This is a genomic window from Streptomyces sp. OR43 (genome assembly GCF_008042275.1).
Classification (GTDB): domain Bacteria; phylum Actinomycetota; class Actinomycetes; order Streptomycetales; family Streptomycetaceae; genus Streptomyces.
The window spans coordinates 73816-99181 of the sequence record NZ_RDBK01000033.1 but is presented as its reverse complement, the minus strand read 5'-3'; the positions used below and the strand labels follow the sequence as shown (position 1 = coordinate 99181).

20 protein-coding genes and 6 pseudogenes are annotated in these 25366 nt (G+C 69.8%); 15 read left to right on the top strand and 11 right to left on the bottom strand.

Annotated elements, in window-relative coordinates; genetic code table 11:
* The 3 genes and pseudogenes from EAO72_RS44065 to EAO72_RS16690 form a co-directional block, all read right to left on the bottom strand.
* Window positions 1-408 (bottom strand): annotated as a pseudogene (locus tag EAO72_RS44065) (integrase core domain-containing protein); the annotation flags it as partial.
* A gap of 261 nt (window positions 409-669) precedes the next feature.
* A pseudogene (locus EAO72_RS44305) lies at window positions 670-1371 on the bottom strand (histidine kinase); the annotation flags it as partial.
* Window positions 1372-1472: 101 nt separating this feature from the next.
* Window positions 1473-3722 (bottom strand): MMPL family transporter, encoded by a 2250-nt coding sequence (locus EAO72_RS16690; protein ID WP_148018126.1) that lies wholly within the window; start codon window positions 3720-3722, stop codon window positions 1473-1475.
* Between the two features lie 981 nt (window positions 3723-4703).
* On the opposite strand from EAO72_RS16690, the gene EAO72_RS16685 reads away from it, so the two are divergent.
* Together EAO72_RS16685 and EAO72_RS16675 are read left to right on the top strand one after the other, a co-directional pair.
* Window positions 4704-5555, top strand: a complete 852-nt coding sequence (locus EAO72_RS16685; protein WP_148018125.1) for a hypothetical protein — start codon at window positions 4704-4706, stop codon at window positions 5553-5555.
* A 713-nt stretch (window positions 5556-6268) separates the two neighbouring features.
* Window positions 6269-6487 (top strand): annotated as a pseudogene (locus EAO72_RS16675) (transposase family protein); the annotation flags it as partial.
* Window positions 6488-6560: 73 nt separating this feature from the next.
* Here the strand turns inward: EAO72_RS16675 and EAO72_RS16670 are convergent.
* Window positions 6561-7706 (bottom strand): SMI1/KNR4 family protein, encoded by a 1146-nt coding sequence (locus EAO72_RS16670; protein ID WP_148018124.1) that lies wholly within the window; start codon window positions 7704-7706, stop codon window positions 6561-6563.
* Window positions 7707-8425: 719 nt separating this feature from the next.
* On the opposite strand from EAO72_RS16670, the pseudogene EAO72_RS44300 reads away from it, so the two are divergent.
* A pseudogene (locus EAO72_RS44300) lies at window positions 8426-8594 on the top strand (IS701 family transposase); the annotation flags it as partial.
* 94 nt (window positions 8595-8688) lie between these two features.
* Here the strand turns inward: EAO72_RS44300 and EAO72_RS16665 are convergent.
* Window positions 8689-9132 (bottom strand): nuclear transport factor 2 family protein, encoded by a 444-nt coding sequence (locus EAO72_RS16665; protein ID WP_148018123.1) that lies wholly within the window; start codon window positions 9130-9132, stop codon window positions 8689-8691.
* A gap of 101 nt (window positions 9133-9233) precedes the next feature.
* Between EAO72_RS16665 and EAO72_RS16660 the strand changes: the two genes are divergently transcribed.
* The 4 genes from EAO72_RS16660 (at window position 9234) to EAO72_RS16645 (ending at window position 13659) form a co-directional block, all read left to right on the top strand.
* Window positions 9234-9869, top strand: coding sequence for a TetR/AcrR family transcriptional regulator (locus tag EAO72_RS16660; RefSeq protein WP_148018122.1), 636 nt, complete (start codon window positions 9234-9236; stop codon window positions 9867-9869).
* A 111-nt stretch (window positions 9870-9980) separates the two neighbouring features.
* Window positions 9981-10178 carry a hypothetical protein gene (locus EAO72_RS16655; RefSeq protein WP_148018121.1) on the top strand — a complete coding sequence of 66 codons (198 nt, stop codon included), beginning with the start codon at window positions 9981-9983 and terminating at the stop codon, window positions 10176-10178.
* A 204-nt stretch (window positions 10179-10382) separates the two neighbouring features.
* On the top strand, window positions 10383-10721 hold the full coding sequence (locus EAO72_RS16650; RefSeq protein ID WP_148018120.1) for a thioredoxin family protein: 339 nt from the start codon (window positions 10383-10385) through the stop codon (window positions 10719-10721).
* A gap of 778 nt (window positions 10722-11499) precedes the next feature.
* Complete coding sequence (locus EAO72_RS16645; protein ID WP_148018119.1) at window positions 11500-13659, top strand: cellulose binding domain-containing protein; 2160 nt, start codon at window positions 11500-11502, stop codon at window positions 13657-13659.
* Between the two features lie 408 nt (window positions 13660-14067).
* Here EAO72_RS16645 and EAO72_RS42000 read toward each other — a convergent pair whose 3' ends face one another.
* Complete coding sequence (locus tag EAO72_RS42000) at window positions 14068-14214, bottom strand: hypothetical protein (protein ID WP_187285087.1); 147 nt, start codon at window positions 14212-14214, stop codon at window positions 14068-14070.
* Between the two features lie 54 nt (window positions 14215-14268).
* Window positions 14269-15120 carry a phytanoyl-CoA dioxygenase family protein gene (locus tag EAO72_RS16640; protein ID WP_148018118.1) on the bottom strand — a complete coding sequence of 284 codons (852 nt, stop codon included), beginning with the start codon at window positions 15118-15120 and terminating at the stop codon, window positions 14269-14271.
* Between the two features lie 115 nt (window positions 15121-15235).
* Here EAO72_RS16640 and EAO72_RS16635 point away from each other — a divergent pair, with 115 nt between their 5' ends.
* On the top strand, window positions 15236-16279 hold the full coding sequence (locus tag EAO72_RS16635; RefSeq protein WP_148018117.1) for a LacI family DNA-binding transcriptional regulator: 1044 nt from the start codon (window positions 15236-15238) through the stop codon (window positions 16277-16279).
* Between the two features lie 225 nt (window positions 16280-16504).
* Here the strand turns inward: EAO72_RS16635 and EAO72_RS44060 are convergent.
* Window positions 16505-16785, bottom strand: a pseudogene (locus EAO72_RS44060) (helix-turn-helix domain-containing protein); the annotation flags it as partial.
* 303 nt (window positions 16786-17088) lie between these two features.
* Between EAO72_RS44060 and EAO72_RS16625 the strand changes: the two are divergent.
* The 6 genes and pseudogenes from EAO72_RS16625 (at window position 17089) to EAO72_RS41995 (ending at window position 20775) form a co-directional block, all read left to right on the top strand.
* On the top strand, window positions 17089-17319 hold the full coding sequence (locus EAO72_RS16625) for an LLM class flavin-dependent oxidoreductase (protein WP_261991517.1): 231 nt from the start codon (window positions 17089-17091) through the stop codon (window positions 17317-17319).
* 145 nt (window positions 17320-17464) lie between these two features.
* Entirely contained in the window at window positions 17465-18058 is a 594-nt protein-coding gene (locus tag EAO72_RS16620) for a TetR/AcrR family transcriptional regulator (protein ID WP_148018116.1), read from the top strand.
* A 100-nt stretch (window positions 18059-18158) separates the two neighbouring features.
* Entirely contained in the window at window positions 18159-18896 is a 738-nt protein-coding gene (locus tag EAO72_RS16615; RefSeq protein ID WP_148018115.1) for an NADPH-dependent F420 reductase, read from the top strand.
* A 259-nt stretch (window positions 18897-19155) separates the two neighbouring features.
* Window positions 19156-19632 (top strand): annotated as a pseudogene (locus tag EAO72_RS44055) (LLM class flavin-dependent oxidoreductase); the annotation flags it as partial.
* Between the two features lie 103 nt (window positions 19633-19735).
* Window positions 19736-20602, top strand: coding sequence for an LLM class flavin-dependent oxidoreductase (locus EAO72_RS42515; RefSeq protein ID WP_222724098.1), 867 nt, complete (start codon window positions 19736-19738; stop codon window positions 20600-20602).
* A complete protein-coding gene (locus tag EAO72_RS41995) occupies window positions 20599-20775 on the top strand; it encodes a hypothetical protein (protein WP_187285086.1) in 177 nt (58 codons plus the stop codon). The genes EAO72_RS42515 and EAO72_RS41995 overlap by 4 nt, the downstream gene beginning before the upstream one ends.
* 91 nt (window positions 20776-20866) lie before the next feature.
* On the opposite strand, the gene EAO72_RS16605 is transcribed toward EAO72_RS41995, so the two are convergent.
* Both EAO72_RS16605 and EAO72_RS16600 read right to left on the bottom strand, forming a co-directional pair.
* The gene (locus EAO72_RS16605; RefSeq protein WP_148018114.1) at window positions 20867-21799 is read right to left on the bottom strand and encodes a M56 family metallopeptidase; all 933 of its coding nucleotides are present in this window, start codon (window positions 21797-21799) and stop codon (window positions 20867-20869) included.
* A complete protein-coding gene (locus EAO72_RS16600; protein ID WP_148018113.1) occupies window positions 21796-22170 on the bottom strand; it encodes a BlaI/MecI/CopY family transcriptional regulator in 375 nt (124 codons plus the stop codon). The genes EAO72_RS16605 and EAO72_RS16600 overlap by 4 nt, the downstream gene beginning before the upstream one ends.
* Before the next feature lie 351 nt (window positions 22171-22521).
* On the opposite strand from EAO72_RS16600, the gene EAO72_RS16595 reads away from it, so the two are divergent.
* Window positions 22522-23127 carry a phosphatase PAP2 family protein gene (locus tag EAO72_RS16595; RefSeq protein ID WP_148018112.1) on the top strand — a complete coding sequence of 202 codons (606 nt, stop codon included), beginning with the start codon at window positions 22522-22524 and terminating at the stop codon, window positions 23125-23127.
* A 177-nt stretch (window positions 23128-23304) separates the two neighbouring features.
* On the opposite strand, the gene EAO72_RS16590 is transcribed toward EAO72_RS16595, so the two are convergent.
* Window positions 23305-25014, bottom strand: a complete 1710-nt coding sequence (locus EAO72_RS16590; RefSeq protein ID WP_148018111.1) for an FAD-binding protein — start codon at window positions 25012-25014, stop codon at window positions 23305-23307.
* Between the last annotated feature and the right edge of the window lie 352 nt (window positions 25015-25366).

Below are 25366 nucleotides of genomic sequence, written 5' to 3'. Positions count from 1 at the left end.
GGGGACGCGGCTGGCGGGTGGTTTGCCGGCGAGCGCGGTGTGGCCGCGGTGGTGATTGTAGGAGTGGAGCCAGTGGGGGAAGGCGTCGCGTCGTTCGTGTTCTGATCGGTAGGGCTTTGCGTAGGCCCATTCGTCGAGCAGGGTGCGGTTGAGGCGTTCGACCTTGCCGTTGGTCTGTGGCCGGTAGGGCCGGGTTCGCTTGTGGGTGATCCCGGCCGCCGTCAGGGTCTCTCGCCAGAGGTAGGACTTGTAGCAGGCGCCGTTGTCGGTCAGGACCCGTTCGACGGTGATCCCGACGCCGGCGAAGTAGGCGTGTGCCCGTGTCCAGAAGGCGGTGGCGGTTTCCTTCTTCTCGTTGGCGTGGATCTCGCTGTAGGCGAGGCGGGAGTGGTCGTCGACGGCGGTGTGGGTGCGGGCGTGTTTGGCGATGTTGGTGAGCGCTTCTTGCACGATGCGGTAGGCGGTGAGGTCCACTCCGGGCGTCAGCGGCCGGGATTCTCCGTGGGTGGTGACGGTGACAGTGAGTCCTGCGGCGGCGTGGGTGTCGAGGAGTGCGGGGAGCTGGGCGAGGCCCGGGGCGGGCTGGAGGGGGTTGTCGGGCGTGTCGCCCTGCTGGCGCAGGAGCGTGACGGTGGCTTTCATCTCGCGCAGGGCGGTGCCGGTGGTCTCGCCGAGGGCGGTGACCAGTTTCTCGGCCTGTTCGGGGTGGCTGCGGATGAGGAGGGCGGCGGTGGTGGCCTGGGCGTTGGCCAGGGCGAGGTGGTGGGCGGAGACGTCGTGGAGTTCGCGGGCGATGCGCATGCGTTCTTCGGCGACGCGGTGGCGGGCTTCTTCCTCGCGGGTGCGTTCGGCGTGGTCGGCGCGGGCGCGTACGGAGTCGAGGTAGGCGGTGCGGAAGCGGGCGGTGGAGCCGAGGGCGGCCGGCAGGAGGAGGTAGGCGATCGGGCCGATCACCATGAGTGCCAGGGATTCCCCGGCGGGACCACCGATGACGCAGGCTCCGGCGACCAGGACGACGGCCGCAAGCGTGAGGTTGCGGGTCGTTTTCCGGTCGGTGCGTTCGGCCAGGGAGTAGAGCGCCGCCATCAGCGGGGCGAGCAGCAGAACCGTCATCACGTAGCCAGCCAGGGCCATGGCCATCGCGCACACGATGGCGAGGGTGGCGACGGTCCTGGGCCGGGAGCGGTGCCAGAGCAGGGCGGTGCAGGAGATGCCGGCCAGGAGGACGCCGAGCCAGCGGTGGGCGGGGGCGGTCAGGTGGTCGACGTTGGCGAAGCTGCCGGGAAAGGCTACGACGAACAGCACCAGGGCCACCGTGGTGTCGGCGCCGCGGGGGTGACGGCGCAGGTAGCGCTGCCAGGTCGTGATCATCGTGCCTTCCACCTGTAGGGGTTGTGGGTGCGTGCGGGACGGCGGAACGTCGCGGAGGGGGCCGGCCGCCCGTTTCCGGGTAGTCGGCCCCCTCCAGGTTGTCACTGGTGAACGGGCAGTCCTGGCTGCTCGGCCTCGGGCCGTGCGGGTGTGGCGTCCTCGTCGCGGGTCAGGGCGTGGCCCTCGACGTCGACACGGGGCACGATGCGCTCCAGCCAGCGGGGCATCGTCCAGGCGTGCTTGCCCAGCAGGGCGAGTACGGCGGGCACGATCGTCATCCGTACGACGAGCGCGTCGAACAGTACGGCGCTCGCGAGCCCGAACCCGATCATCTTGATCATGGGTTCGCTGACGCCGATGAAGCCGGAGAACACCGAGATCATGATGACGGCCGCGGCGGCGACCACCCGGGCGCTGTGCCGGAAGCCGGAGACGATGGCCTGGCCGGGGCGTTCGCCCTTCAGGTGGGCTTCGCGGATGCGGGTGACGAGGAAGACCTCGTAGTCCATGGCGAGGCCGAAGACGATGCCGACCATGACGATTGGCATGGTGTTCATGATGGGGCCGGTCTGGTGCACGCCGAGCAGGCCGGCGAGCCATCCCCACTGGAACACGGCGACGACCGCGCCGAGGGCGGCCAGGACCGACAGCAGGAAGCCGAGGGCCGCCTTGAGCGGGACCAGCACGGAGCGGAAGACGACCAGCAGCAGGAGGAAGGCCAGGCCCACTACCAGGGCGAGGTAGGGCACGAGGGCGCCCTGGACCTTCTGGTCGCTGTCGATGTTCGCGGCCGTGCTGCCGCTGACCATGAACGTGGTGCCGGTGGTCTTCTCGACCGCCGGGCGGTCGTCCCGCAGGGTGTGGATCAGGGTGCTGGTCCGCTCGTCCTGCGGGTCGGTGGCGGGAGTGACGGAGAGGACCGCGGTATCGCCCGCGGTGTTGAAGCGCGCCGGTGACACGGACACGACGCCATCGACGGCACCGATCTGGCGGGCGCTCTCCGCCACGGCGGCCTTGGGGTCCTGCGCGTCCTTGGCGTCCACGACGATCGTCAGCGGGCCGTTGAAACCCGGGCCGAAGCCGTCGGCGAGGGCGTCGTAGGCGCGGCGTTCGGTGGTCGAGGCCGGCTTGGACCCGTCACCCGACGTGCCCAGGTCCAGCTGGGCGGCGGGCAGGGCGATCACGCCCAGTGCCGCGACCGCCACCAGCAGCACCGGCAGGGGCCGGCGCACCACCAGGCGGGCCCAGCGACTGCCCAGATTCGGCTTCCCCTCGCCCCCGCCCGACACCGCGTTCCGCCCGCCACTGCGGGCGGAACGGCGCGTCGAGCGTGCCAGGGCGGCGCGCGGGAAGATCCCGAGCAGGGCCGGGACCAGCGTGACGGCGACCAGCACGGACAGCGCCACAGTGCCGGCTGCGGCCAGCCCCATCTGGGTCAGCGTCGGGATGCCCACCACGGACAGCCCGGCCAGACCGATCACCACAGTCAGGCCCGCGAACACCACCGACGACCCGGCCGTCCCCACGGCCACTCCGGCCGCGTCCTGCGGCGCGAGCCCCCTGGCCCGCTCCTCCCGGTAGCGAGAGACGATGAACATCGCGTAGTCGATCCCGACGGCCAGGCCCAGCATCATCGCCAGCGTGCTGGTGGCACTGGACAGCCCCAGCGCGCTGCTGAGCGCCATGATCGTCGCGGCGCCGATCCCGACGCCGATCAGCGCGGTCAGCAACGGCAGCCCCGCCGCGGCCAGTGAGGCGAACGTGATCAGCAGGACGACCGCCGCCACCACGACGCCGACCAGTTCGGTCGCCCCGCCCGACGGCTGAGTGGCCAGCACCGAACCGCCGACCTCGACCGTCAGCCCCGCCTCCCGGCCGTCCTCGACAGCCTGCTCCAGGTCCTGCTTGACCTTGTCATCGACGTCCTTCGCCTTCACCTCGAAGGTGACCGACACGTACGCCGTAGTGCCGTCCTCGCTCACCGCACCCGTACCGTACGGGGCGGCCGCCCGGACCACCTGATCGAGTCCGCCCACCCGGTCCACGACCGCCTCGACGGCCGACCGGTTCTCCCGGTCGGTGAGCTTTTGGCCCTGCGGGGCCACGAACACAAGCTTCGCGCTCGCCCCCTCGGACGCGGCACTGCCGGTACTGCCCGCGGGGAAGCGGTCCTCGATGAGGTCGAAGGCGCGCTGCGACTCCGTCCCCGGCATCGAGTAGGAGCCGTCAGGCGCGGCCGGAGCCAGCGCCGACGCCATGCCCGCGGCGACCAGCGCCAGCACCCACAGCACCAGGACGCGCCAGCGCCGTCGGAAGGCCGATCGGCCCAATCGGTCAAGAAAGGCAGCCACAGAAGGATCTCCACATCCGAAATTCGGGGAACCGTTCCACCCTGTCCGGCCAGGCATTTCCCGTCTTCGTGCGGCTGCCGACAGTTCCCTACTGCATCCGCAGTAGGCGTTGCTGCGGGCGGTCGCCACCCATTGCCGCCCGCATAGACCCACCCGCAGCCGCCGCCCCGCACACCTGGGACGAAGTGCCCGCTCACCTGTATCGCATCCCCCGCCAAGAACGCCGCCTGATCCTCGGACCCGACGAACGGCAACAGGCAGCCCACCGCCAGCACTGCCTGCCCTGGCACATCGGCCCCGGCGCCGGCTGCGGCACGCCCATCAACCGCTACGGACCCTCCAGCTATCACGCCTGCACGGCTTGCCGACGCAGAGCCACCGCAAGGTCGACGGCACCCTCGGGCTACGCCTCCTGAGACCGAGTCGAATTCAGCACCGACCACCTCAGTCTGCACCTCGCCGTCAGGGCCGGCCCAGAAGTGCCCGCCCAGCCACAGCCGCGGCCTGACTTCGTCCCACGGCGTCTGCGGGTTGGACACGCCCCGGCCCTCTGAACTGTCCTCACGAACGCTCCTCTCCGAGGACTCAGCGGCACAGTCAGTCGAGCGCCTTCCCTGCTCGATGCCCTGTCACGTCCCTTGACTGTCAGGTCACCCACTGCGGTCCCCCGGCTCGAACCGCCAGCGCCTGCGTGACTCGGCGGCGGACCGATGGTCATGGCTGGGCATTGCCGACCGCGCCCAGCTCCGCCTTCAACCGCTGTTCGCCGACCGGCGCCGGCCACGGGAGAAGGTGACGGCACACGACAAACTAAGCCCCGCCCGTTCCAGCGCGGGTTCAGCAGCTTCCACACGACACGGTGCTCGCGTCTCATGGAAACGGACCGTCTCTCGACAGCCAGCGAACGGGAACAAATGTCCGGGCCTATCGATCTGCACCGAAACTCCCGCAGGACACCTTCTCTTCGCCCAGCATTGGACCATGGACATAGTCGACTTGGGTTCGGTCGCAGCCCTTCTCTCCGTTCCCACTGCCGTAGTTGCGGCGTGGTGGACCAAGCGCAGCGCAGAAGGCGCAACTTCTGCCGCACTCCTCGCCGGGCGAATCCAGGCAGATGCCGCCATCGCAGCGGTGCAGAGCCAGAGCTTCCTCGACCGGGATCAGCAACGCAACATTGCGCTCGGCAGCGCGTGCCTGGAGTTCCTGAGTGTCTCCGACGCCCTGGTGGGCGTCGTGAAGCGACTCCCGAGTATCGATAGCAATGAACGCCAAGCACTCGTGGCCAAGCACGCCGTCCCGGTAGAAACGCGCTACGCCTCACTGGAGCTACTTGCACCTCCTGCTCTCCTTGCAGCAGCAGAATGCCTTCTCTCGCAATGCCGCCTCCTGGAACGCTGCGCCCTCGATCGCGCGGTACTACGCGCAACGGTCAGCGCGCTGGAGGCAGGTTGGTGCCCCGGCGACCCGGAAGACTGCACCGACGACAGTCATGACGCGGCGTACGTAGCCTGGGAATTCATCGTCGATTGGGCACGCAAGGACGAGGAGAAACGAAGAAGCGATCGGGGTGTTCTGGACTACTGCCTCCGCAACAGCGCCACCCTCACCGAAATACAGGTAACTCAGACTCTCCGTCTAGTCGACCGATGCCCAGCCATGTGGGACCAACTGATCGGTGGATGGGTTCGCGACCCGCTCATCGAGCGCGTCGAATCCCACCGGAAGGACTTCGTCGCTGCGGCCCGCGCCGCGAGCCTGACAGTACCGCCGGGCACTCAGCCCAGGGGCCTTGAACGGTCGAGTTCTCCGGCTCGCCGCAACTGCCCAGCGTGATGGCATGGGGCAGCATTTCAGCGGGCGCCCCCGCTCGCGGGGAACCCCCGCCGACACCAGCCAGCAGGGGTGTTTCTCTCACACGCGTCTCACCAACTACGTAGACGCGCCTGGGCCACAGCGAGCTGACCTGGCCTTATGCACCTCGCCGATCCTCTACGTCCGGCTTCACGTACCAACGCTTGGTGGTCTTGACGTTGGTGTGCCCCGCCCATCGTGCCAGCAAGTGATCCGGCGCCCCATGACTGGCCAGGCAGGTGAAGCACGCGACGCAGGAGCGCCGTAAAGGCGCATACGACGTAATTCCGCCTTCCGCAGACGGATCCTCTTCCGTAGACGAAGCCCTTTCCGTGGGCGGCGCCTCTTCCGACCGCATGTTGAAACACGGGGAAGGACAGGGGTTGCCTGGACCAGGGTGGTGATGCGATGCCACGGGTCGAAGTGGGCGCGACCCGCACCGCTGCCCGCACTTTCGCTCCTAGTCCGGCCCCCGCCGCTCCTCGGCCGGCTGCGATGGGTGCGTCGGCGCGCCCGAAGGACACCGTCCCCGGCGCGGAGAACTCCGGCGCGAGCCCTGGCGACCGTGGTCGCGTCACCTCGCCAGAGGCGCGGGACGCGGGGCAGGTCCGACACGGGTATCAAGGCGGACTCCCAGCAGGTCGCGGCGGCGAAGTCAGGTCAACCCTTCGGGCTCTGGGTCAACTTCTGTGATGGCAGGACCGTGGCTGACGACCGGCATCAAACGCAAGCCACTCCAGGAACTCACTCCCACCGAGAAGACCCTCAACCGGGCGCTGGCCGCAGCACGAGCGCCTGTTGAACGCGGTGTCGCGAGCCTGAAGTCCTGGCGGATCTTCCGCAGGTCCCGGTGCAGCCCCAACCGCATGACGTCAATCGTCAAGGCCATCCTCACGCTGGAGCGGCAGCGCTGAAGATCCTTAGTGAGCGCTTCGTCTGGCTATCACCGCCGCATGAAGCGCTCACGCGGAACCGAAACCCTTGGGGTCAGTCCTGATCTTGGCCGTACTGGGCCGCGTACCAACTGGAGTCGATGGCGGGGTTGCGCAGCGCCCCCCAGAATCGGTCGTCAGGTATCGGTGGCAGGGGCTGATTGCCCAGGTCCGCATGCAGATCCGCACGCCAGTCGAGAGTGAAGTGACTCCGGGTCTCCGCGCTCTCGCACACGGACCTGTACGGGGACCCCCAGATCCCGAGGGCTATCTTCTCAGCGGCCCACCTGCGCGTGTGGTCCCGGCCGGTGTCGGCCTGTGCGAGCACCGCGCGGAGTCGCAAGGCGAGCGGGCCGGTCTGGTCAGGCTGCGGCAGGGCCACACCGCACTCCCACGCGTCCAGGGCTGACTTGACCTCCGGGTAGCTGTTCAGACCCGTTTCGACCGCCAGTCTGCGCAGCTGCTTCCGCGCGGCGTCGACCACCTGCTCATACGGCAGGACCGCGATCAGCGCACCGAGTTCCTCATGCCCGTCCAGGTGACTCACGTGGAGGAGGTCGGTGGGACTGTAGGACAGGTCCAGCTCTGGCAGCTGCTCATCAGGTGCGGGAAGGGGCTCGTGGGCACTGTACTGCGGCCTGGCAGGCGGACGCGCCTCCCAGAACAGCCGGCCGTTGAAGGTGACGACACCGGCGTCCTGGCCGCGCTCAAGCGTGCCGGCCAGTTCGGCCAGATACTCACCCAGCGAGTCGGCCTGCCCGAAACTGGTGCCGGTCTCGTCGAAGAACCGTCCGATCACACCGAAGGAGCCCCGCCCGGTACGGCAATCCATCAGAAGACCGTCCGATGTCACGTCGTAGGAACCGAACTTCACGTAATCGTGAAGCCAGTAGCCCTCGGTCTCCCCGTCGAGGCCCTGGTCGATGCCGCGCATGAACCCGGTGTCCCCGAGGATTCCGCTCACTCCGAGCAGCCGGTCGCCCGTGCTGAAGCGGAAAGCCTCAGGTCCCTCCAGCGCCCCGTTGTGCCGGAGGAGTGAAGCGACCAGGTCCGGAGGAAAGGTGACCCCCAGTTCCTGTTGCGCTGCTGCGATCTCCTCGCCGCCTGCAGGCGGCCGAAGCGTGGCAAACGTGCGGGGCGCATGCTCGCGCAGCCACGCGTCGATGCGAGTCCATGAGTCCCGGACCAGGTCTGATGTCATAGGGCCGACCTTAGAGCCAGCGGCTGACAATAACTTGATCGTCGCTCACCAGCCTTGCCGCCGGTTGGCGTTCAGGCCGGCAAGCTTCGAGCGGTCCCTTGTCCCGGCTCACCAAGCTGCTGGCACCGGACGCTGTAGCCGCCCACTCGACACTGAGGCGCTCAGTCGCAATCACCCGATCGGTGGCCAACTCGAAGAAGCTCAGTGAGATCACCCCGCCCCATGAACGAAGATCATTCATGGAGAAAGATCCACTTTCCATACAGGCCCTAGTTTCCCTGGGCCGTCGTCTCGCGCAGGTTCGCCTGGATGCGGGCCAGGGCTTCCACGGCCGGCAGATGCGTGAGGCCCTCCGAGAGAGGGAGATGGGAGGGGCAGAACCACACACAGTGAGCAGGGTGACCAGCCCAGTCATCCGGATACGTCGTTGTGAGCCGGAAGCTCACGAGGGTGAAGTCGCTGTACTCGAAGCCTGAATGCCGGGGCGGAACACGGCATATATCGCAGGACGGCGGCATCATCGGGCGTTCTCACTCTCTGACGGGTCGATCCGATCCCTGATTGCCGCTCACGGTAGCGGACCACGAATGCCGAGCCGGAGCCCGCCTTCATGAACGCGTGTGGGTGCAGCCACCGTTGTTCATCGGCGTGAAGACAAACGACGTTGCGGTGACCGCGGGTCGCAGCGAAGACGTAGTCGGGCACCCTGTCGACGCCCGGCGGTGCTGATCGTGGACAAGACCGGCGTCGTCAGGAAGGCACCCACACCGTCGGCGTCCAACGCCAGTACACCGGTACCGCCGGTCTACGCACGTCTACGCAGGTCAGCGTCAGCATGCCGCGTTGGACCGCGACCTGTGCAACCCGCGTTCCCGGACCGACCAGCCCGCCGGCCCGGCCGCCACCAGGCTTCAGCCCCAGCGTGATCACGGGCTACATGCTGGCTGCTCTCGCGGCAGCCCGACCTCACGCCACGCATCCGTCACCCTCGCTGGTCCAGCGCGGCGAGCAACTGGCTCGCGCGTCCGTCCGCTGCGGCGAAGGTGAGGTGGTCGTGAAAGTCGCGGGTCTCGACGATCAGGCCGTCCCTGATACGCAGGACCTGGATGTTGGCGGTACGGAAGGTGCGGCCGGTGGCGGGGTACAGGCCCTCGTAGTCGAACTCCGCGATCACGACCTCGGGGTCGTCGGTCTTGTGGACGTGGATGTTCTCGGCGCGCAGGCGGATCGCGTCGGCGGCCTCCAGGGCGGCGAAGCGCTTACGGAGTTCCGCCCGGCCGTGGATACGGCGTGGGGGAACCGGCGAGAAGACGATCTCCACCTCGGCGTCCTCCGCGTAGAGCTCGGTGAGTTCGCTCCACTTGCCCGCCGAGACAAGGCCGATCAACCGCCCGAAGATCTCTTGCGGCGCAGTGGGTGCAGGCATGGCTGACCTCCGTGATCCTGCCGCCTACAATCGGATAGGCGACTCCGTTTCCGAACGATACGGATACGCGACTCCGTTTGTCCAGGCATGGTGAGGTCCACTTGACGACTGATCAGACTCCCCCCGACACGGGCGCGAAGCCCTTGCGCGCCGACGCACGGCGAAACCGCGCGCGGCTGCTGGAGGTCGCCGAGGCGGTCTTCACCGCGCGGGGCACCGGCGCTTCCACGGAGGAGATCGCCCGCGACGCGAACGTCGGAATCGCCACCGTGTTCCGGCATTTCCCCACCAAGGAAGCCCTGCTGGAAGCGGTGCTCGTCCGGCGATTGGAACGGCTGGCCGAGGAGGGACGACGCCTGGCGGCCGAGATCGGTCCGACGGACGCCCTCTTCGCGTTCTTCGACCTGGTACTGGATCAGTCTCCGGTCAAGAACGCCTTCGCTGCGGCGCTCGCGGACGCGGGAGTCGATGTCCGGGCCGCTACCTCCGAGGCTGGACGCGCCCTCGGCGAGGTGCTCACCAAGCTCCTCGACAGCGCCCAGCGGGCCGGCGTGGTGCGACGGGATCTGGAGGTACCGGAGCTCACGGCGATCCTGGTGGGCACCTGCCGCATGCTGGAGCACCTGGACGGCCACCCGGAGTCCGCACATCGCGCCCGTGCGGTCGTCCGCGACGGACTGAAAGCGCGCACCGGGAGCATGGAAGGGCCTTTGCCGCACGGCCCTTCCCGCTCCTGACTGTCGGCGTACTCGCCTATGTACAGAGAGCCGCGTACGGATGAATGTGCAGAGCGACTGGAGCGAGCCGACCAGGTCGCCGCCGCGGTGCCTGGCGGGAGCGGCGGGTGCATGGGAAGGACGAGGCTGACGGAAGAGGTACTGGCCTGGCTCATCACGTCGCAGGGGCGGACGACGGCCATCACCATCGACGCCCAGGGCCATGTCGAGGACGCCGATGGCGCCGACGCCGTAATCCCGCCGGGCGAGCGCCCGGTGTCCACGTCGCTCTCTCGCTCGATGGTGGACGGCACCGCCGCCGCCTCGTAGCGACGGTCCGTGATGTGCGCGTAATCGGCCTTCGCCTCCGGCCGAGTGCCTGGTTGATCAGCGCCCGGCGACAAGGGAAAAGCGCCCCGGCCGTGCCCAGTGCGAGCGCGAGGCCGGTTTGCTCGATCGTTTTGCTCGATCGTCTTGCACAGCGCGCAAGGGATGATGGGGATGGCATGACGGAACGTGAGGTCAGGAGACACCATGGCGAAGCGGGTTCACCGACCCCGTGAGGATGCCGAGTTCGATTTCATCCTCGGAATGAGCAGAGTTCCGGTCCTCGCATACTTCGCCGGAACATGGCCCAAGGCAATCGAGCCCTGCCGGGTGATGGACCTCGTCGTGGATGGCGTCGCCGACGACTACACGGGTCGCCTTACGGCCGTCCGCGCCGACATCACTCGCTGTCCGGCCGCGACCCAGCGGTACGAGATCACCGGAGCCCCGTCCTACATCCTGCTGAAGGAGGGAAACGTGGTGGCGCACGGCACGGGACCTATGACCGTCACCGAGATGCGGACGTTCCTGGACCGTCACCTCTGAGCCGTCGCCGCAGCCATGGCCGTGGCGCCCGTCCCATCCCGCCCATGGGAGCTGCGCCGCCTGCGAGGCCATTGCCTATCCGCTTCCGACGACTGCGTTTTCACCGGTCAGGGGTAGGGGGTGGCGTCGTTGTCGCTGCAGGGATGAGCATCGCCACCGCCCTGTACACCGCGGCCGAAGGCGCCAGGCGGCGACAAGCCGCTCGGCGCGCACGTCCAGCCGCACGGCCCGCCGGATGTCACCTCTCAGCCACTGCGCGGACGCCCTCGACCTCGTCGCGCTCGCGCAGTGCGGTGCGCGCCGCCGCCTCCCCCGGCCGCCGCCTCGACGCCCACCACGCACAGCCCGGCCCCACGCCATCTTGGGCAACCCCAGAACAGAACAGAGCAGCACCGGCAGCCACCGCTCCGCTCACGCCGCTCGGAGAAGTACGCCGCTCTCATCAGCGGAGCCCTCATCCCCGACCGGACCGAGATCCGCATCCGCGTCCGCATCCCCCGTGCCCGGCCCCGCACTGGCCGGCCCTGCACCCGGACCAGCCGGCCACCCGTGCCACCGGCCCCCCCTGCCCGCCCAGCGGCACGCGGAAAGCCGAACGGCTCACCGCGCGTCGGTACGGGGCACGTGCATGCCCTCGTCCGCGCCATTGACGCGGTCATGCCTCCCCTGCATCATCGTGGGAGCGCTCCCACAGGTGTCCCGCACCGATGGCACCCATCGACCACTCACACCGGGCGTCCTGCCGACCGACGCGGCGCTCGCCCGAGGAGGACACGTCATGCCGCTCGCACACCTCCCCGCCACCGGCCGGTTAGAGCAGCCGCCCCGCAGGACCGGACGAAGCGCGGGCAGACGCCCCGCCGCAGCGCTCGTCTGCGCCCTGGCCACGGTCGCCGCCCTCGCCACCGCTCCCCCGGCCCCCGCCGCGACCGGCCGGGCCACCGCGGACCCGGCCGCAGTAGCTACGGCCGCCGACGAGGCGTCGACCGTCGCGGTCTCCGTCAACGCGGGGGTGGGGCTCGGCACGATCGACAAGGCGGCGTTCGGGGTCAACCACGCCCTCTGGGACGCGCACATGAACGACCCCGAGGTGACCGGTCTGCTGGGCGAGGCGGGTGTCGGCATGATGCGCTACCCGGGCGGCTCCTACGGCGACATCTACCACTGGAAGGACCACACCGCCCCCGGCGGCTACGTGGCTCCCGGCACCACCTTCGACGAGTTCATGGGGAGCGTCCGCGCCTCCGGCTCCCAGTCGATGATCATCGCCAACTACGGCACCGGCACCCCGCAGGAGGCGGCCGACTGGGTCCGGTACGCCAACGTCACCCGCGGCTACGGGGCGAAGTACTGGGAGATCGGCAACGAGATCTACGGCAACGGCCACTACGGCAACGGCTGGGAGGCCGACGACCACCCGGACAAGAGCCCGCGCGAGTACGCCCGCAACGTCCTCGCCTACGCGGGGGCGATGAAGGCGGTCGACCCGACGATCAAGGTCGGCGCCGTGCTGACCACGCCGGGCGACTGGCCGGACGGCATCACCGGCCCGGGCGACTCGGCCGACTGGAACCACACCGTGCTGTCCGCGGTCGCCGGGACGATCGACTTCGCCATCGTGCATTCCTACCCGGGCGGCGCCACCGCCGACGAGGCCCTGGAGCGGACCGCCCGGCTGCCCGGACAGCTCCGCGAGGTCCGCAGGCAGATCGACCGGTACGCCGGCGAACGCTCGTCGAGGATCGGCATCGCGCTCACCGAGGTCAACTCCAACGTCCAGATGAACAGCCGCCCCAACGGCCTGTTCGCCGCGGACACCTACATGACGGCGCTGGAGAACGGTGTCTTCAACGTCGACTGGTGGAACGTCCACAACGGGCCCACCAAGGTGGAGACGGTGGACGGCGACACCGACTTCAACGACTTCGGCCTGCTCTCCAGCGGCGGCTGCGTCGGCGACGTCTGCCAGCCCGCCGTGAACACGCCGTTCCACCCGTACTACGGCCTCAAATCGCTGACCGAGCTGGGCCGTCCCGGCGACACGATGGTCGCTTCCTCCACCGACAGCGACCAGGTGTCCGCGCATGCCGTGCACCGGGCCGACGGCACGCTGAGCGTGATGCTGATCAACAAGGACCCGCTGAACTCCCTTACCGCAAACATCAGTTACGCCGGATACACGCCCACCACCCAGGCACCGGTCGTGCACCGGTACGGCCGCGGCGACACCGATATCACCCGGGTGGCCGCCAGCGCCGGGGGAGCGCAGGTGCTGCCGCCGTACTCGATCACCACGATCACCGTCGCCCCGCACGCCGCCGCGGCCTCGGTCGGCGCGCCCGGCACACCGAGGACCACGGAAGTGGACAGCTCGACCGCCACGGTGAGCTGGACGGCCCCCACGAACGGCAAGGCAGTGCGTTACGAGGTGTACGAACAGCTGGGCACCAACGCGCAGTTGCTCGCCACCGCCACCTCCGCCTCGGCAACGCTGCACAACCTGCCGCCGGGCTCCGAACACACGGTCAACGTCCTCGCCCGGGACGCCGACGGCCGCCTCTCGCGCCCGTCCGAGCCGCTGACCTTCGCCACCACGGCTCCGCTCGACAGCAGCTGTCTGGTCAACTACCGGGTCGACAGCGGCTGGGGCAACGGCTTCGTCGCCACCGTCACCGTCTCCAACGTCGGTGACACCCCGGTCAACGGCTGGACCCTGGACTTCACCTGGCCGTCCACAGGCCAGTCCGTACAGAGCTCCTGGAACGCGAACGTCACCGGCTCGGGCACGCGCGTCCATGTGACCGACAACGGCGCCAACGCCGAGCTGGCCCCGCGCGGCGGCTCCACCGCCACCTTCGGCTTCGTCGGAGCCAACGACGGCGCCAACCCCGCCCCGACGACGTTCACCCTCAACGGAACGGTCTGCCGCACCTCCTGACCCGCCGCCTGCGGCCCGGACCCGCCGGAGGGCGGGCCGGACCACAGGCGCGGGAGGACCGTCGCCCGCACCCCGGAGGAGGCCGGCGGCGAACCGGAACCTGACTGGCCGGCTGGCTGGCTGGCTGGCTACAGCACTGCCACCGGACAGGCAGACCGCCGATCCCGCATGGGTCGCCGCCCGCCGCGCAAGCCCTTCACCCTGGACTCATACCTCTCTGCGCCGCCGACGGCGAGGTGGAGGTCGGCCCTCACAGGCGGGGAAGGGCAGGTCGCGTCGTGACGTTCGCCGGCCCGTCTGCCGAAGCGTCGTGCGTCTCAGGCGGAGGTGTTCGACATGAGAGGGCTCGGACGAGAAGTGCGGCGAGGGTGGTCGTACAGGGCCCAGTCGGTGGAGCGGCCGGTGAGTTCACGGGTCACCGGTCACCGGTCCGAGTTTGCGCAGCTCCCGCAGGTGCAGCAGGTGCAGCAGTACGCCAAAGAGGATGGCGGTGTCGTAGGCGAGCAGCCGTACGCCCAGGACAGAGACGGCGTAGACCACGGCAAGCACGCGCAAGGTGGGCGGGCCTTGTCGGCTGGCGCACGGTAGCGTTCCCGCCTCGTTGCCAGCTCAGGCGTCACCCATGACGAGACCCTCGATGGTGTGCTTCTGGGTGATGGGCGTCAGCTGGTCGACGACCGGGCAGTGCAGATGCCGCCGGACGCGCTCGGGCAGCGCCTCCCAGAAGGCACGCGTCACGGCAGTGTCATGCCGTTCGCCGTTGGCGGCCTCAGGACCGTCCACCCCCAGAACCAGCACGGGACGGGACTTCGCGGAGTCGTTCCTCGTCCCGCGGTGGATGGTGAGGGCGCTGCGCGCCGAAATGTCGCCGCGCTGCGGGTACTTACGTACGGCGCGTTCCTCGTAGCGCGGGTAGTGGGACCGAGGCGGGAACATGCCGTGTCCGAACTCCGGGCTGTCGTCCCACTGGGTACCCGGCGCGATCTCGAAGGGGCCCATGTCCTCCTCCGTATCGACGGCGGTGACGTTGAAGGCCAGAGAGGTGAGCCGCCGCTCCGCACGGGTTTCCTCGGGGAGGGGGAAGTCCCGGTGCCAGGGCTGGTTGACTGCGCCTTCGAGCGGTACGTCGAAGCCGAGTTCGACAATGCGGTAGTCGGCGCCGAGCACGGCCTCGCAGACCGAGCGCACCCAGGGATGGTCCACGAGTTCGACGAAGCCGCGCAGCTGCTCGGGGTGGATCTCCACGTAGTAGCGGTGCGGACCGCGTCCGACGGTGCCGCCGGGCCGTGTCAGGGCCTCCCGGAAGGCGGCCTCGATGTCCTCGCGCAGGCGGTCGGCCCACTCCGTGGTGAACGCGCCTTTGCGGGCCGTGATGCCGAGCGAGTACAGGGCCTCGACCTCGGTGCTCACGTTCACGTCGAGGTCGGCCGGGCAGATTCCGGGGTGCGCGTGCGGGCTCATGCGTGCCTCCTTGCAGCAGACTGTCCGAGACATGTTGCAACGATGATTTCAACGTTGCAACACTTGCGGCCGAGAATCTTGATCGCTGCCGGGGGCGGCATGTCAGGATGGCGTGGTGAGCAGCAGCCTGAAAGACGTAGCCGCCCGCGCCGGGGTTTCGGCACGCACCGTGTCGAACGTGGTCAGCGGTTCCGCGCGGGTCGCGGCGGAAACCCGCCGCCGGGTCCAGGAAGCGATCGACGAACTGGGATACCGGCCCAACCTCGCCGCGCGCAGCCTGCGGGCCGGTCGCACCGGCATCATCGGGCTGGCCATCCCGGAGCTGCACTCCCCCTATTTCGCGGAGCTGGCGGGCCTGATCGTGGAGGAGGCACGGAAACGCTCCTGGACCGTGATCATCGACCAGACCCTGGGGGACGCCGAGGCGGAGCGCCGGTTGCTGACCGGCCACGGTGGACGCGTGATGGACGGGTTGATCATCAGCCCGTGGGCGCTGACCGCTCAGGAGTTGGCGTCGACCGCGAGATCTCTGCCGATCGTGTTGCTCGGCGAGCGCAGCCCCCAGGGCTTCGCCGACCGCGTGGCCGTCGACAACGTGAGCGCCGCGGATGAGGCCACCACTCATCTGCTGATGCTGGGGCGCCGCCGTGTCGCGGCCATCGGCCTGCAGCCACATCTGCACAACGGAACGTCCGACCTGCGCGCCGAGGGCTACCGCAGGGCGCTGCGGCGGGCCGGCATCAAACCCCGGCCGCAGTGGGAACGCTCCGTGGACACGCTGCACCGCAAGGACGGCGCCCTGGCCCTGGCGGACCTGCTCGACAGCGGCGACGAAATCCCGGACGCGGTGTTCGCCTTCAGCGACGAACTGGCCCTGGGCGTACTGCACATGGCGTACGAGAGGGGCGTACGTGTTCCGGAGGAACTCGTGGTCGTCGGGTTCGACGACATCGAGGACGGCCGTTACGGCCGCCCGACGCTGACCACGGTCTCCCCCGACAAACGGCAGATCGCTCAGCTCGCCCTGCAATGCCTGGCGGATCGGATCTACAGCCCGGACAACGAGGTCCCTCCCTCGGACCTCACGGCCCCGCACCGCTTGGTGATACGCGGCAGCACCACGCCCGTCGCCTCCGCAGGTGACGGGCGTACGCCATGAGCTCGAGTCCCAGCAGCGGAGCCCCGACCTCGTGCATCGAGCCGCCGACGGCGAGCGCCCCCAGATCGACTGCGGCAAAACCCGCGCCGTCGAGCATGCCCACGACCAGTTTCTTCACCTCCGGGTCGTCGCCGGACCCGAACAGGACCGTGCGCGGTCGGTCAGCACCGAAGTCCCTGTAGTGCTTCTTCGGCCTGGCCCCAGCGGACCGAGAAGCCTCACGGCCTCACGCAGGACCCTCAGCAGACCCGGTGACGGTCGACCAGGAGGTCGATGACCGCGGTGGTGTAGGCGTGGGCGGTGCCGACCGATACGCCGAAGGCCGCGGCGAGCTGGGCCAACGTGCCGTGCTTGCGCAGGTACACCAGAGCGACGAGCCCGCTCAGTGAGCCGTCTATCCGTTCTTCCCGACCCGCACGAGGGCCGTGATGGCGCCGGGCGCAACGGCGATCGCTGCTACGAGCGTCACGACGTTCTGAGGTGACGGGCCGGTGTAACTGGCCGATACCTGTATGTCTGAACTCAGAAGATAGGCAACCAGAACGATAAGAAGAGAGGCGCCCAGAACCCCCATACCCCATCCCTTGGCTGCGGATGGAGTGCTCCGCGGCACCCTAGCGATCAGCCACCAGAGAACCGCAAAAGCCACAGCACCTAAGAACATCAGGCTCATTGCAGACCCCCACACTGGTTCCGGAACAGGTCAGATGACAGTTTCATGCCATGCGAGCTCCGTCACCCCATTCAGCCGTTTCGCCGGACCCGTTCGGTGATGGCGAGAGTCTGTCGTGCTGGTGCTACTACCGGGCTTGCAGGTCGCAAACGAGACCGTACTCGCCGACTCCGCAGGCGTGGACGCGCTCGGCAAGCACCCTCGCCCCGCGTACGCCGCCTCCACGCCCGAGACGGCGCCGGCGGGCATCGCCACCCGCACCGAGCGAATCCAGCTCACCTCCGGCATCACCGTGCTCAGCTCGGACGACCCGGTGCTCGGGCACACCAACAGGTCGAGACCCTGGGAATCAGCGGGAGCAGGATGAGCGTCACGGAGCCGCAGGGCTCCAGCACGGGCGTTTCGCACGGGCGTCACGATTTGACCGGATGCTGCCTCCGTTTTACTGTCGCATACATACGGAGGCAGCATCCGTTTTTTGATGCGGCCGCAGGACCACCACAGGAGGACGCGTGAACGCCGGTGAACAGCGGGGGCGCAAGCCCCGTGCGGACGTGCAGCGCAATCGCGTGGCCCTCCTGGAGACAGCCCAGCGGCACTTCCTGCGGCACGGGGTCGGCACCTCCCTGGAGGCGGTGGCCAAGGAGGCGGGCGTCGGACCCGCCACCTTGTACCGGCACTTCCCCACCCGGGAGGCCCTGCTGGCCGCCGTGCTGCAGACGCGCTCCGAGGAGCTCGTCGCCCGCCAGGCCGACATCGAGGAACTCGGCGACGCCGCCGAGGCGTTGGAGCTGTGGCTGCGCGCGATGGTGGAATACTTCAGCGCCTACAGCGGCCTGCCGGAGCCACTGATGACCGCGGCCCGGGCGCAGGAACCGGACAGCCCGCTCACGATCCCCTGCGACATCCTCATCACCACCACCGACCAGTACGTGCACGCGGCGCAGCGCGCGGGACACGTGCGCGCGTCCGTAAGGGGATACGACCTCTTCCTGGCGGCGTGTTCCCTCGCCTGGATCAAGGGCAACGACGCCGAGGAGGATTCGCTCGACCGCCTCCGCTCGCTCATCGCGAGCGGATATCTCGAGCGAGACACCCTGGCATAGCGGCCCGACACCCGCTCCACCCCACCCTTCCGGGCTGCGCGCCGCGCAGCCTCGCCTCGCGCTGCCCCCTGGGCCGACGCGACCTTTCAAAGGACAAGTCATGAAAATCACCGTGATAGGCGCCGGCGCCATCGGCGGAAACCTCGCCTCCAAGCTCAGCACCACCGGTCACGACGTCCAGGTCGCCGGCGCCCGCGGTCACGAGGCGGTCCGGGCCGAGATCCTGGAATCCGGGGCCCGCGCGGTTGCCCTGGAGGAGTCGGTCCAGGACCGGGACGTGATCATCCTGTCGATCCCGTTCGGGGTGGCGGGACAGCTGGCGGACCTCTTCGCGTCGGTGCCCGAGGAGACCGTGGTCATCGACACCGCGAACTACTACCCGGGCATGCTCGGCGAGCCGATCAAGGCGGTGGACGACGGCCAGGTGGAGAGCGAGTACACCGCGCAGCTGCTCGGCCGGCCCGTCGTCAAGGCGTGGAACGCCGCGCTGGCCGAGACGCAGCGCACCCGCGGAGTCCCGGCGGGGACTCCCGGCCGTATCGCCATCCCGGTCGCCGGCGACTCCGACGAGGCACGGAAGGTGGCCATGAGCCTGGTGGACGACACCGGCTTCGACCCCTACGACGCCGGCGTCCTGGCCGACTCCTGGCGCCAGCAGCCCAACGGTCCTGCTTACTGCACCGAGTTGACCCTTGCGGAGCTGCCGGCGGCCCTGGCCGCGGCCGACCGCGTCAAGGACGCGGCCGTCCGTGACAGCGTCCCGGAACGCTTCGCCGCCCTTCCGGCCGACGCCACCCTCGACGACATCGTCGAGATGAACCGCGCCGCCCACCGCTGACCCGCCCGGCGCCCCCTCGTGCACCAGCCGCACGAGGACGGCGCTGTCAGCACCTCACGTACCGCCACCCGCGAACGCCGCGCGTACGTGAGACGCATCGACGTGGGACGAGCCCGACCGGGACGCAGTCCATCAGGCTCCGCGCTGCGGCCCGTAGCCCCGGCGTGCCGCCACCGTGAGCGTCCACGACGCGTGCCGCTCCTACGCGGTGCGCCGCCCACCAGCGGCACCGCTCACGTGGCCGGCTCCGCGCTTCAGAATGCCCCGAGCCGCGCCGCATACGCCGTGGCCGTGGCTGCGCGCCCTGGACCGCACCCCTTCCGCGCCCGCCCCACCCCCTTTGACCTCGTCCGAAGGAACCACCATGACAAGCCGGCAGATGATCCTGGGCATGCAGTTCACCGGCGGCTACGGCGCCGAACCCGGAGCCTGGCGCCTGCCCGGCGCGAATCTGCGCAGCTACACGGACATGGACCAGTTCGTGCGGTACGCGCAAGCCGCCGAGCGCGGCAAGATCCAGCTGCTGTTCATCGCCGACACCCCGGTCCTGGACGTCGACCTCACCCACCACTCCCCGACGATGCCGATCGATCCGCTGCTGCTCCTGACCGTCCTCGCGCGCGAGACCGAGCGCATCGGCCTGGTCACCACCGCCTCCACCACGTTCAGCGAGCCCTACAACCTGGCCCGCCAGTTCAAGGCCCTGGACGTCATCAGCCACGGCCGGGCCGGCTGGAACGCGGTCACCACCTCCCACCCCACCGCCGCCGCCAACTTCGGGAGCCGGATCCCCCCGCGCGCGGAGAAGTACGAGGGGGGCCCACGAGGTCATCCAGATCGTGCAGGGACTGTGGGGCAGTTGGGGGCAGGACGCCTGGATTCTCGACGTCGGGAACAAGCGGTTCGCCGACATGGACAAGATCCAGCCCGTCAACTTGCAAGGCAAGCACGTCGCCTCCCGCGGCCCGCTTCCCATCCCGCCTTCCGAACAGGGCCAGCCGGTCATCTTCCAGGCGGGCGGCGGAAGTTACGGGCTGGAGATCGCCGGCCGCTACGCCAGCGGTGTCTACGCCAACCCGTACACCATCGCCGACGCCCGGGCGCAGCGCGAGGCCCTGCGGGACGCCGCCGAGCGCGCCGGACGCGATCCGGACGAGGTGAAGATGCTCGCCGGATTCATGCCGACCATCGCCGCGTCCGCCGGGGCCGCCCTTCAGCGGCGGCGCTTCCTGGACGAGGTCGTCGATCTGGAGCAGCGCGTCCGCTATCTGGGGGCCATGATCGGTCTCCCGCTCGGCCCCGCGCAGCTCGACGAGCCGCTGACGGAACAGCAGTTGGCCGATGCCGAGCCCAGCCCGCACGACCCGCGCTCCGCCCGCGCGCTCGAAGTCGCGCGCGAGGGCTGGACGCTGCGCGACGTGCTCGCCCACGGCGTCATCGACTACCACCCGGTGATCGCCGGCACGGCCGCCGACGTGGCCGACCACATGCAGGAATGGTTCGAGGCGGGGGCCTGCGACGGCTTCACGATCGCCCTCGACGCCTTCCACGACGGCTACGACGCCTTCGTCGACCAGGTCGTCCCGCTCCTCCAGGAGCGCGGCCTGTTCCACGAGGACTACGAAGGCGCCACCCTCCGCGCGCACCTCGGCGCCCACGAGCAGTACGGCCTCGACCCGCGCCTCACGAAGCAGCCCCGGTCATGACCCCCACCACCGCCGAGTCGGCCGGCTCCGCGCAGGCGTTCCGCGACGCCATGGCCGCCGTCGCCTCCCCGGTCGCCGCGGCCTCCGCCATGGACGGTGCCCGCCCGCACGGCAGCACGGTCGGCGTCTTCGCCGCGCGCCGGGTGGAGGAACTCGGCCACCACCGCGGCTGACCACAGGTGCCTGGCCATCGCCGGGACTCCGGCGGCTTGGACGAGGGCGAGCCGGTCGCGGTAGCGGCCGGCCTGTTGCCGCGCTGCCCGGTCAGTCGTCCTGCGCTTCGCCCTGGGCGATCTCCACGTGGTGGTGCAGGGTCACGAGCCCGGCAGCGGCTCCCCCACCGGTTACGGCCGAGCAGGCGAGGAGCAGGCCTGCTGCCGCGACTGCCAGCCTGCGAGGTGTGGCCGCCGGCTGGAGCAGCGCTTTCACACGCTGCGGCACGGGCCCGCCCGCGGCTCCCGCGGCGAAGACGGGCCGAGTGGAGCTGTCGGCGTTCTTGGCCAGGGCTGCGCGGCCGATGGCACGCGCTGTCAGGTTGCGGTCACCGACCGCGGTCGCGGCGGCTTCGTCGGCGACGCGTTCGACGGCCAGGCCGATGGCGTTGCGCAGTCCGCCCATGGCGGGGTGGCAGCGGGTGGCGAGGTCGCCCGCGGCGAGGAAGTAGTGGTGGCGGCCGGCCAGATGGGCCCGTTCGTGCGCGAGGAGGGCTTCTCTCTCGGGTCCGTCCAGGGTACGCAGCATGCCGGAGGTCACCACGATGCGCCCCGGGCTCCCGGGAAGGGCGTAGGCGTCGGGTTCGGGGCTGTCCAGGACGCTGAGGTCTCCCGCGGAGGGCGCGTCGCGCAACCGCGTGTGCGCGGTGCGGTACTGGCGGAGCTGACGCAGCGCCGCCCGGAACACGGCGCAAGCGCAGACGGACAGCGTCCCGAGGACGAGCGCGGTCACCGGAAAGACGACCACGGCGGGTGCGACGTCCAGGGGGCGGATCAGGTGACCGAGGTGGGCCAGGGCGGACACGGTGAGCGCGCCGGCGAGAAGCAGGCCGCCGAGTGCCGCGAGCCAGCCGGCCGCCAGCACACACGCGGTCGTGGTCAGCGTCCACATCGCAGCCACCGGGCTCTGGCGGGGTCCTGCCCACCGGACGAGTACCGGAGCCGCGAGTGGCATCAGCAGCGGCACGATCAGGGCGGTGATCACTGGCCGCCACCGCTCCCCAAGAGGTCGCGCAGTATGCGTTCGTCCTCGGGATCCAGATCGGAGACGAACCGGGCGAGCACGGTCTGGCGGTCGTGGTCCTTGTCGAGCTCGTGGTGCATACGCTGAGCGGTCAGGCCCTGGGCGTCCTGGACTGGGAAGTAGGCGAATCCGCGACCGGAGCGTTCCCGGCCGACGACGCCCTTCCCGAAGAGACGGGTCAGGGCCGTCGTCACGGTCGTGCGGGCCAGCTCGGCCGCCAGGCTCTGCTGTACCTGGCCGACGGTCTGAGGACCGTCCGCGGCCCACAGCGCCGCGAGCACGCTCGCCTCCAGCTCCCCCGCCGCTCTGCGCTCGGCAACACCCTCCGCCATGGCACTCCCCCATCTCCGGATCGTCTACAGTTCAGTAGACCGTCTACGTCATTGTAGACGCCCGGTGGTTCTGTCCCGGCTGCCCCCTGCCCGCGTTCAGTGAGAGGCCACCCGACCATGGCCCTACATGCCATCACCTCGTCTCCACGCGCGGTGAACCTCCTCGACGTCCAGTCGCCGCTGCCGGCGTCCGGCGTCCCGGGTATCGCGCCGGGGACGGAGGAGCCGAGACCGACGTGGACCCCTGCCTCCTGCCATCGTCGCTGTGATCGCCACTGCGTCCCTGCTCCCGCTCGCAGCCGAACCGCTCCGTTCCCGGCGAGCCGCCAAGCACCGGAATGAGACCCCTTGATGCCTCTCGCCTACGACGGTTCGGCCATCGACGGCCCCGCCTACCTCAAGATCGTCGACCTCGCCCACCGGGCCCCCGGATGGGTCGACAGCCTGGTCACGGGCTGGTCGGCGTACGGGCTGGGACTGTTCGCCCTGCTGATGCTCATCGCGTGGTGGCAGGCCCGCCGCGCCGGGACCCCGGCCGTGATCACCGCGCTCGCCGTCCCCCTGATCACCGTCCTCGCCTTCGGCGTCGACTCCCTTCTGAAACTGGCAGTCCACGAGGACCGGCCCTGCGACCAACTGCACGTGGCCACCCTCGAAGCGTGCCCCGCACCCGGCGACTGGTCCTTCCCCAGCAACCACGCGGCCCTCGCCTCCGCGGCGGCCTTCGCACTCCTTCTCGTATCGCGCCGACTGGGCCTCATCGCCCTGGCCGCAGCGGGCCTGATGGCGGCCTCCCGGGTGTGGGTGGGTGTGCACTACCCGCACGACGTCCTTGTCGGATTCGTTGTCGGCGCCCTGGTGGCCCTCCTCACCACCTGGGCAGTGCGGCGCAAGCAGGACGCGATCGCCGCCCGACTGAAGGACGGCCCACTGCGTCCACTACTGGCCGCGACGTGACCCGCCGCCCGCCCGCACTCTCGTACGGCGGGATCGCCCTGGCCTCACCAGCCGCCTCAGCTCTGCTCACCGCCACGCTCGGTGCGACGCACCGGCCACTGTCTGGCGACGCGTTGCCGGCCCTTCGGAAACGGTGAGTCATCGTCGTCGGCATCGCCGGTTCGGCCAACCGCCGGATCAGCCGCGTGGCGAAGCCGCGCGAGCCGCGTGGCGGGCGGCCAGGTATCCGAAGGTGAGCCCCGGACCGATCTGGCACCCCGCGCCCGGATACTCCGCGCCCATGACGGAGTTCGCGTCGTTGCCGCATGCGTACAGCCCGGGGACCGGCTGCCCGTGCGCACCGAGGACCTGTGCTTCGGGGCCGATCCTGAGCCCGAGCGAAGTCGCCAGAGGTGTCGGAACCACGGCGACCGCGTAGAAGGGTGCGCGTTCGATCGGGCCGAGGTTGACGTTCGGTCCATGGGCGGGGTCGCCGTACTGACGCCCGAAGGAGTGCCGGCCCTTGCCGAATTCCGGGTCGGTGCCGGTTCGGGCGTGCCGGTTGCTGTCGGCGACGGTGCGGGCGAGGCCGTCGGGGTCCACCCCGATGACGGTCGCGAGCTCGTGGAGAGTCCGTCCGGAGCGCAGGTAGCCGGAGGCCAGGTGCCGCTTCAGGAAGGGTCGGGGCGTGTGCGGGCGGATCATGCCGAGGCCGTACGCCGCCAGGGCGCGTGCGTCGGTCACGAGCCAGGCGGGAATCGTCGGCACGGAGGCATGGGACTCGTACATGGCACGGGTGAAGCGGTGGTACGAAACCGATTCGTCCACGAACCGGCGTCCGGCGGTGTTGACCGCGATGATGCCTGGCTTGGCCCGGTCCCATATGTGGGGGAAGACCGCGGTGGAGCCGTCACGGCGGCGCCCGACGGAGCTCGGGAACCACAGTGCGTTGTCGTCGCAGGGTTCTCCGAGCGTGCCGCCGACCGCGCGGGCGAGGGCGATCGTGTCGCCGGTGGCGCCCTCCCCGGCCCGCGTGAACTGCGGGACGGGGTGCGGCAGGTAACGGGCCCGCAGCTCGGGGCCGGCGGGGAATCCCCCGCCGGCGAGGACGACTCCGGCACGGGCGGAGACACGGAGGGTGCGGCCGTTGTACGAGACGACGGCGCCGGTCACACGGCCGGCACCGTCCGCGACGAGCTCGACGGTCTGCGCGGCGAACCAGACGTCACCGCCCCGGCGCAGGAGCTGGTGGCAGAGGTTCGCGGTGAGGGCGTTACCCATGGCGAGCCGAGTGCCGCGCGGGTAGCGGAGCATGTCCCACGCCCACCGCGCACCCAGGCGCAGTGCAGTGGCCGTTCCCCTGATCGACCCGCGGAAGATCTTCAGAAGGTCGTTGACTTCGGACCGTCGGACCATGAGCGTGCCGCGGAACAGCGCGAACTCCGGAACTGGTCGGCGCACCCGTCCGAAGCGGACTCGGCCGAGGCGGCGGCCGTCGAACGTGTGGGGCTCGAGGGCCCGTCCGGTGCCGTGACCCGGGATCTCGGGGTGGTAGTCGACGACCGTCGCGGAGTGCCGGAACGAGACACCGATCGTCTCCAGACAGTCGATCATCCCGGGTCCGTGTGCGAGGTAGCTCTCGCGCAGCTCTCGGGGCGCCCGGTCGCCGACAAGGGCGTCCAGGTAGGCGTGCGCTGCGGTGGTGTCCGCCTCGGGATCACTCTGGTGCCGGTGCCCGGGGATCCAGGCCGTTCCGGCGGAGAGGGCAGTGGTGCCGCCGAGCCATTCGGTCTTCTCCAGGACGAGCACGTCGAGTCCCTCGTGGGCTCCGACAACTGCCGCTCCCAGTCCGCCGGCGCCGGAGCCCAGGACGAGGAGGTCCACCTGCCGGTCCCAGGAGTCGATCATCGTGCGGTTCCCTTCGAAGTACTGGGGGTCGGCTCGGGCTCCCCTGCGGGGGACGGCTTCGGGCCCAGTGACCGGCCAGGTGGGCAGGTCGCTGGGAAAGCTGCGGTACGCCTCGGGCCCGTTTTCCTTGCGTATCTTCCGGGCCCAGGTCCCGCTGGGACCGGATCGTCGTGCGGTCGAAGTCGGACGGGCATGTGCTCGGCACACGACGGGGCGGGCGGCAGCCATGCTTCCGCCCGCCCCGTCGTACGCGTGCGCGTCCCTGTCGGGCCCGGTTGCTTCCGGAGCAAGCCGGGGGCCGGCCCGGCCGTTTGGCTTCCTCGACCACCCGCTCGCCCCGGCGGCTGGTCAA

Excerpts from the sequence above, each read along its gene's own strand:
- EAO72_RS16685 (WP_148018125.1), top strand. The coding sequence starts at position 4,704 with ATGGACATAGTCGACTTGGGTTCGGTCGCAGCCCTTCTCTCCGTTCCC.
- EAO72_RS16670 (WP_148018124.1), bottom strand. The coding sequence starts at position 7,706 with ATGACATCAGACCTGGTCCGGGACTCATGGACTCGCATCGACGCGTGG.
- EAO72_RS16665 (WP_148018123.1), bottom strand. The coding sequence starts at position 9,132 with ATGCCTGCACCCACTGCGCCGCAAGAGATCTTCGGGCGGTTGATCGGC.
- EAO72_RS16655 (WP_148018121.1), top strand. The coding sequence starts at position 9,981 with ATGGGAAGGACGAGGCTGACGGAAGAGGTACTGGCCTGGCTCATCACG.
- EAO72_RS16650 (WP_148018120.1), top strand. The coding sequence starts at position 10,383 with ATGGCGAAGCGGGTTCACCGACCCCGTGAGGATGCCGAGTTCGATTTC.
- EAO72_RS16645 (WP_148018119.1), top strand. The coding sequence starts at position 11,500 with ATGCCGCTCGCACACCTCCCCGCCACCGGCCGGTTAGAGCAGCCGCCC.
- EAO72_RS16640 (WP_148018118.1), bottom strand. The coding sequence starts at position 15,120 with ATGAGCCCGCACGCGCACCCCGGAATCTGCCCGGCCGACCTCGACGTG.
- EAO72_RS16615 (WP_148018115.1), top strand. The coding sequence starts at position 18,159 with ATGAAAATCACCGTGATAGGCGCCGGCGCCATCGGCGGAAACCTCGCC.
- EAO72_RS41995 (WP_187285086.1), top strand. The coding sequence starts at position 20,599 with ATGACCCCCACCACCGCCGAGTCGGCCGGCTCCGCGCAGGCGTTCCGC.
- EAO72_RS16600 (WP_148018113.1), bottom strand. The coding sequence starts at position 22,170 with ATGGCGGAGGGTGTTGCCGAGCGCAGAGCGGCGGGGGAGCTGGAGGCG.
- EAO72_RS16595 (WP_148018112.1), top strand. The coding sequence starts at position 22,522 with ATGCCTCTCGCCTACGACGGTTCGGCCATCGACGGCCCCGCCTACCTC.
- EAO72_RS16590 (WP_148018111.1), bottom strand. The coding sequence starts at position 25,014 with ATGATCGACTCCTGGGACCGGCAGGTGGACCTCCTCGTCCTGGGCTCC.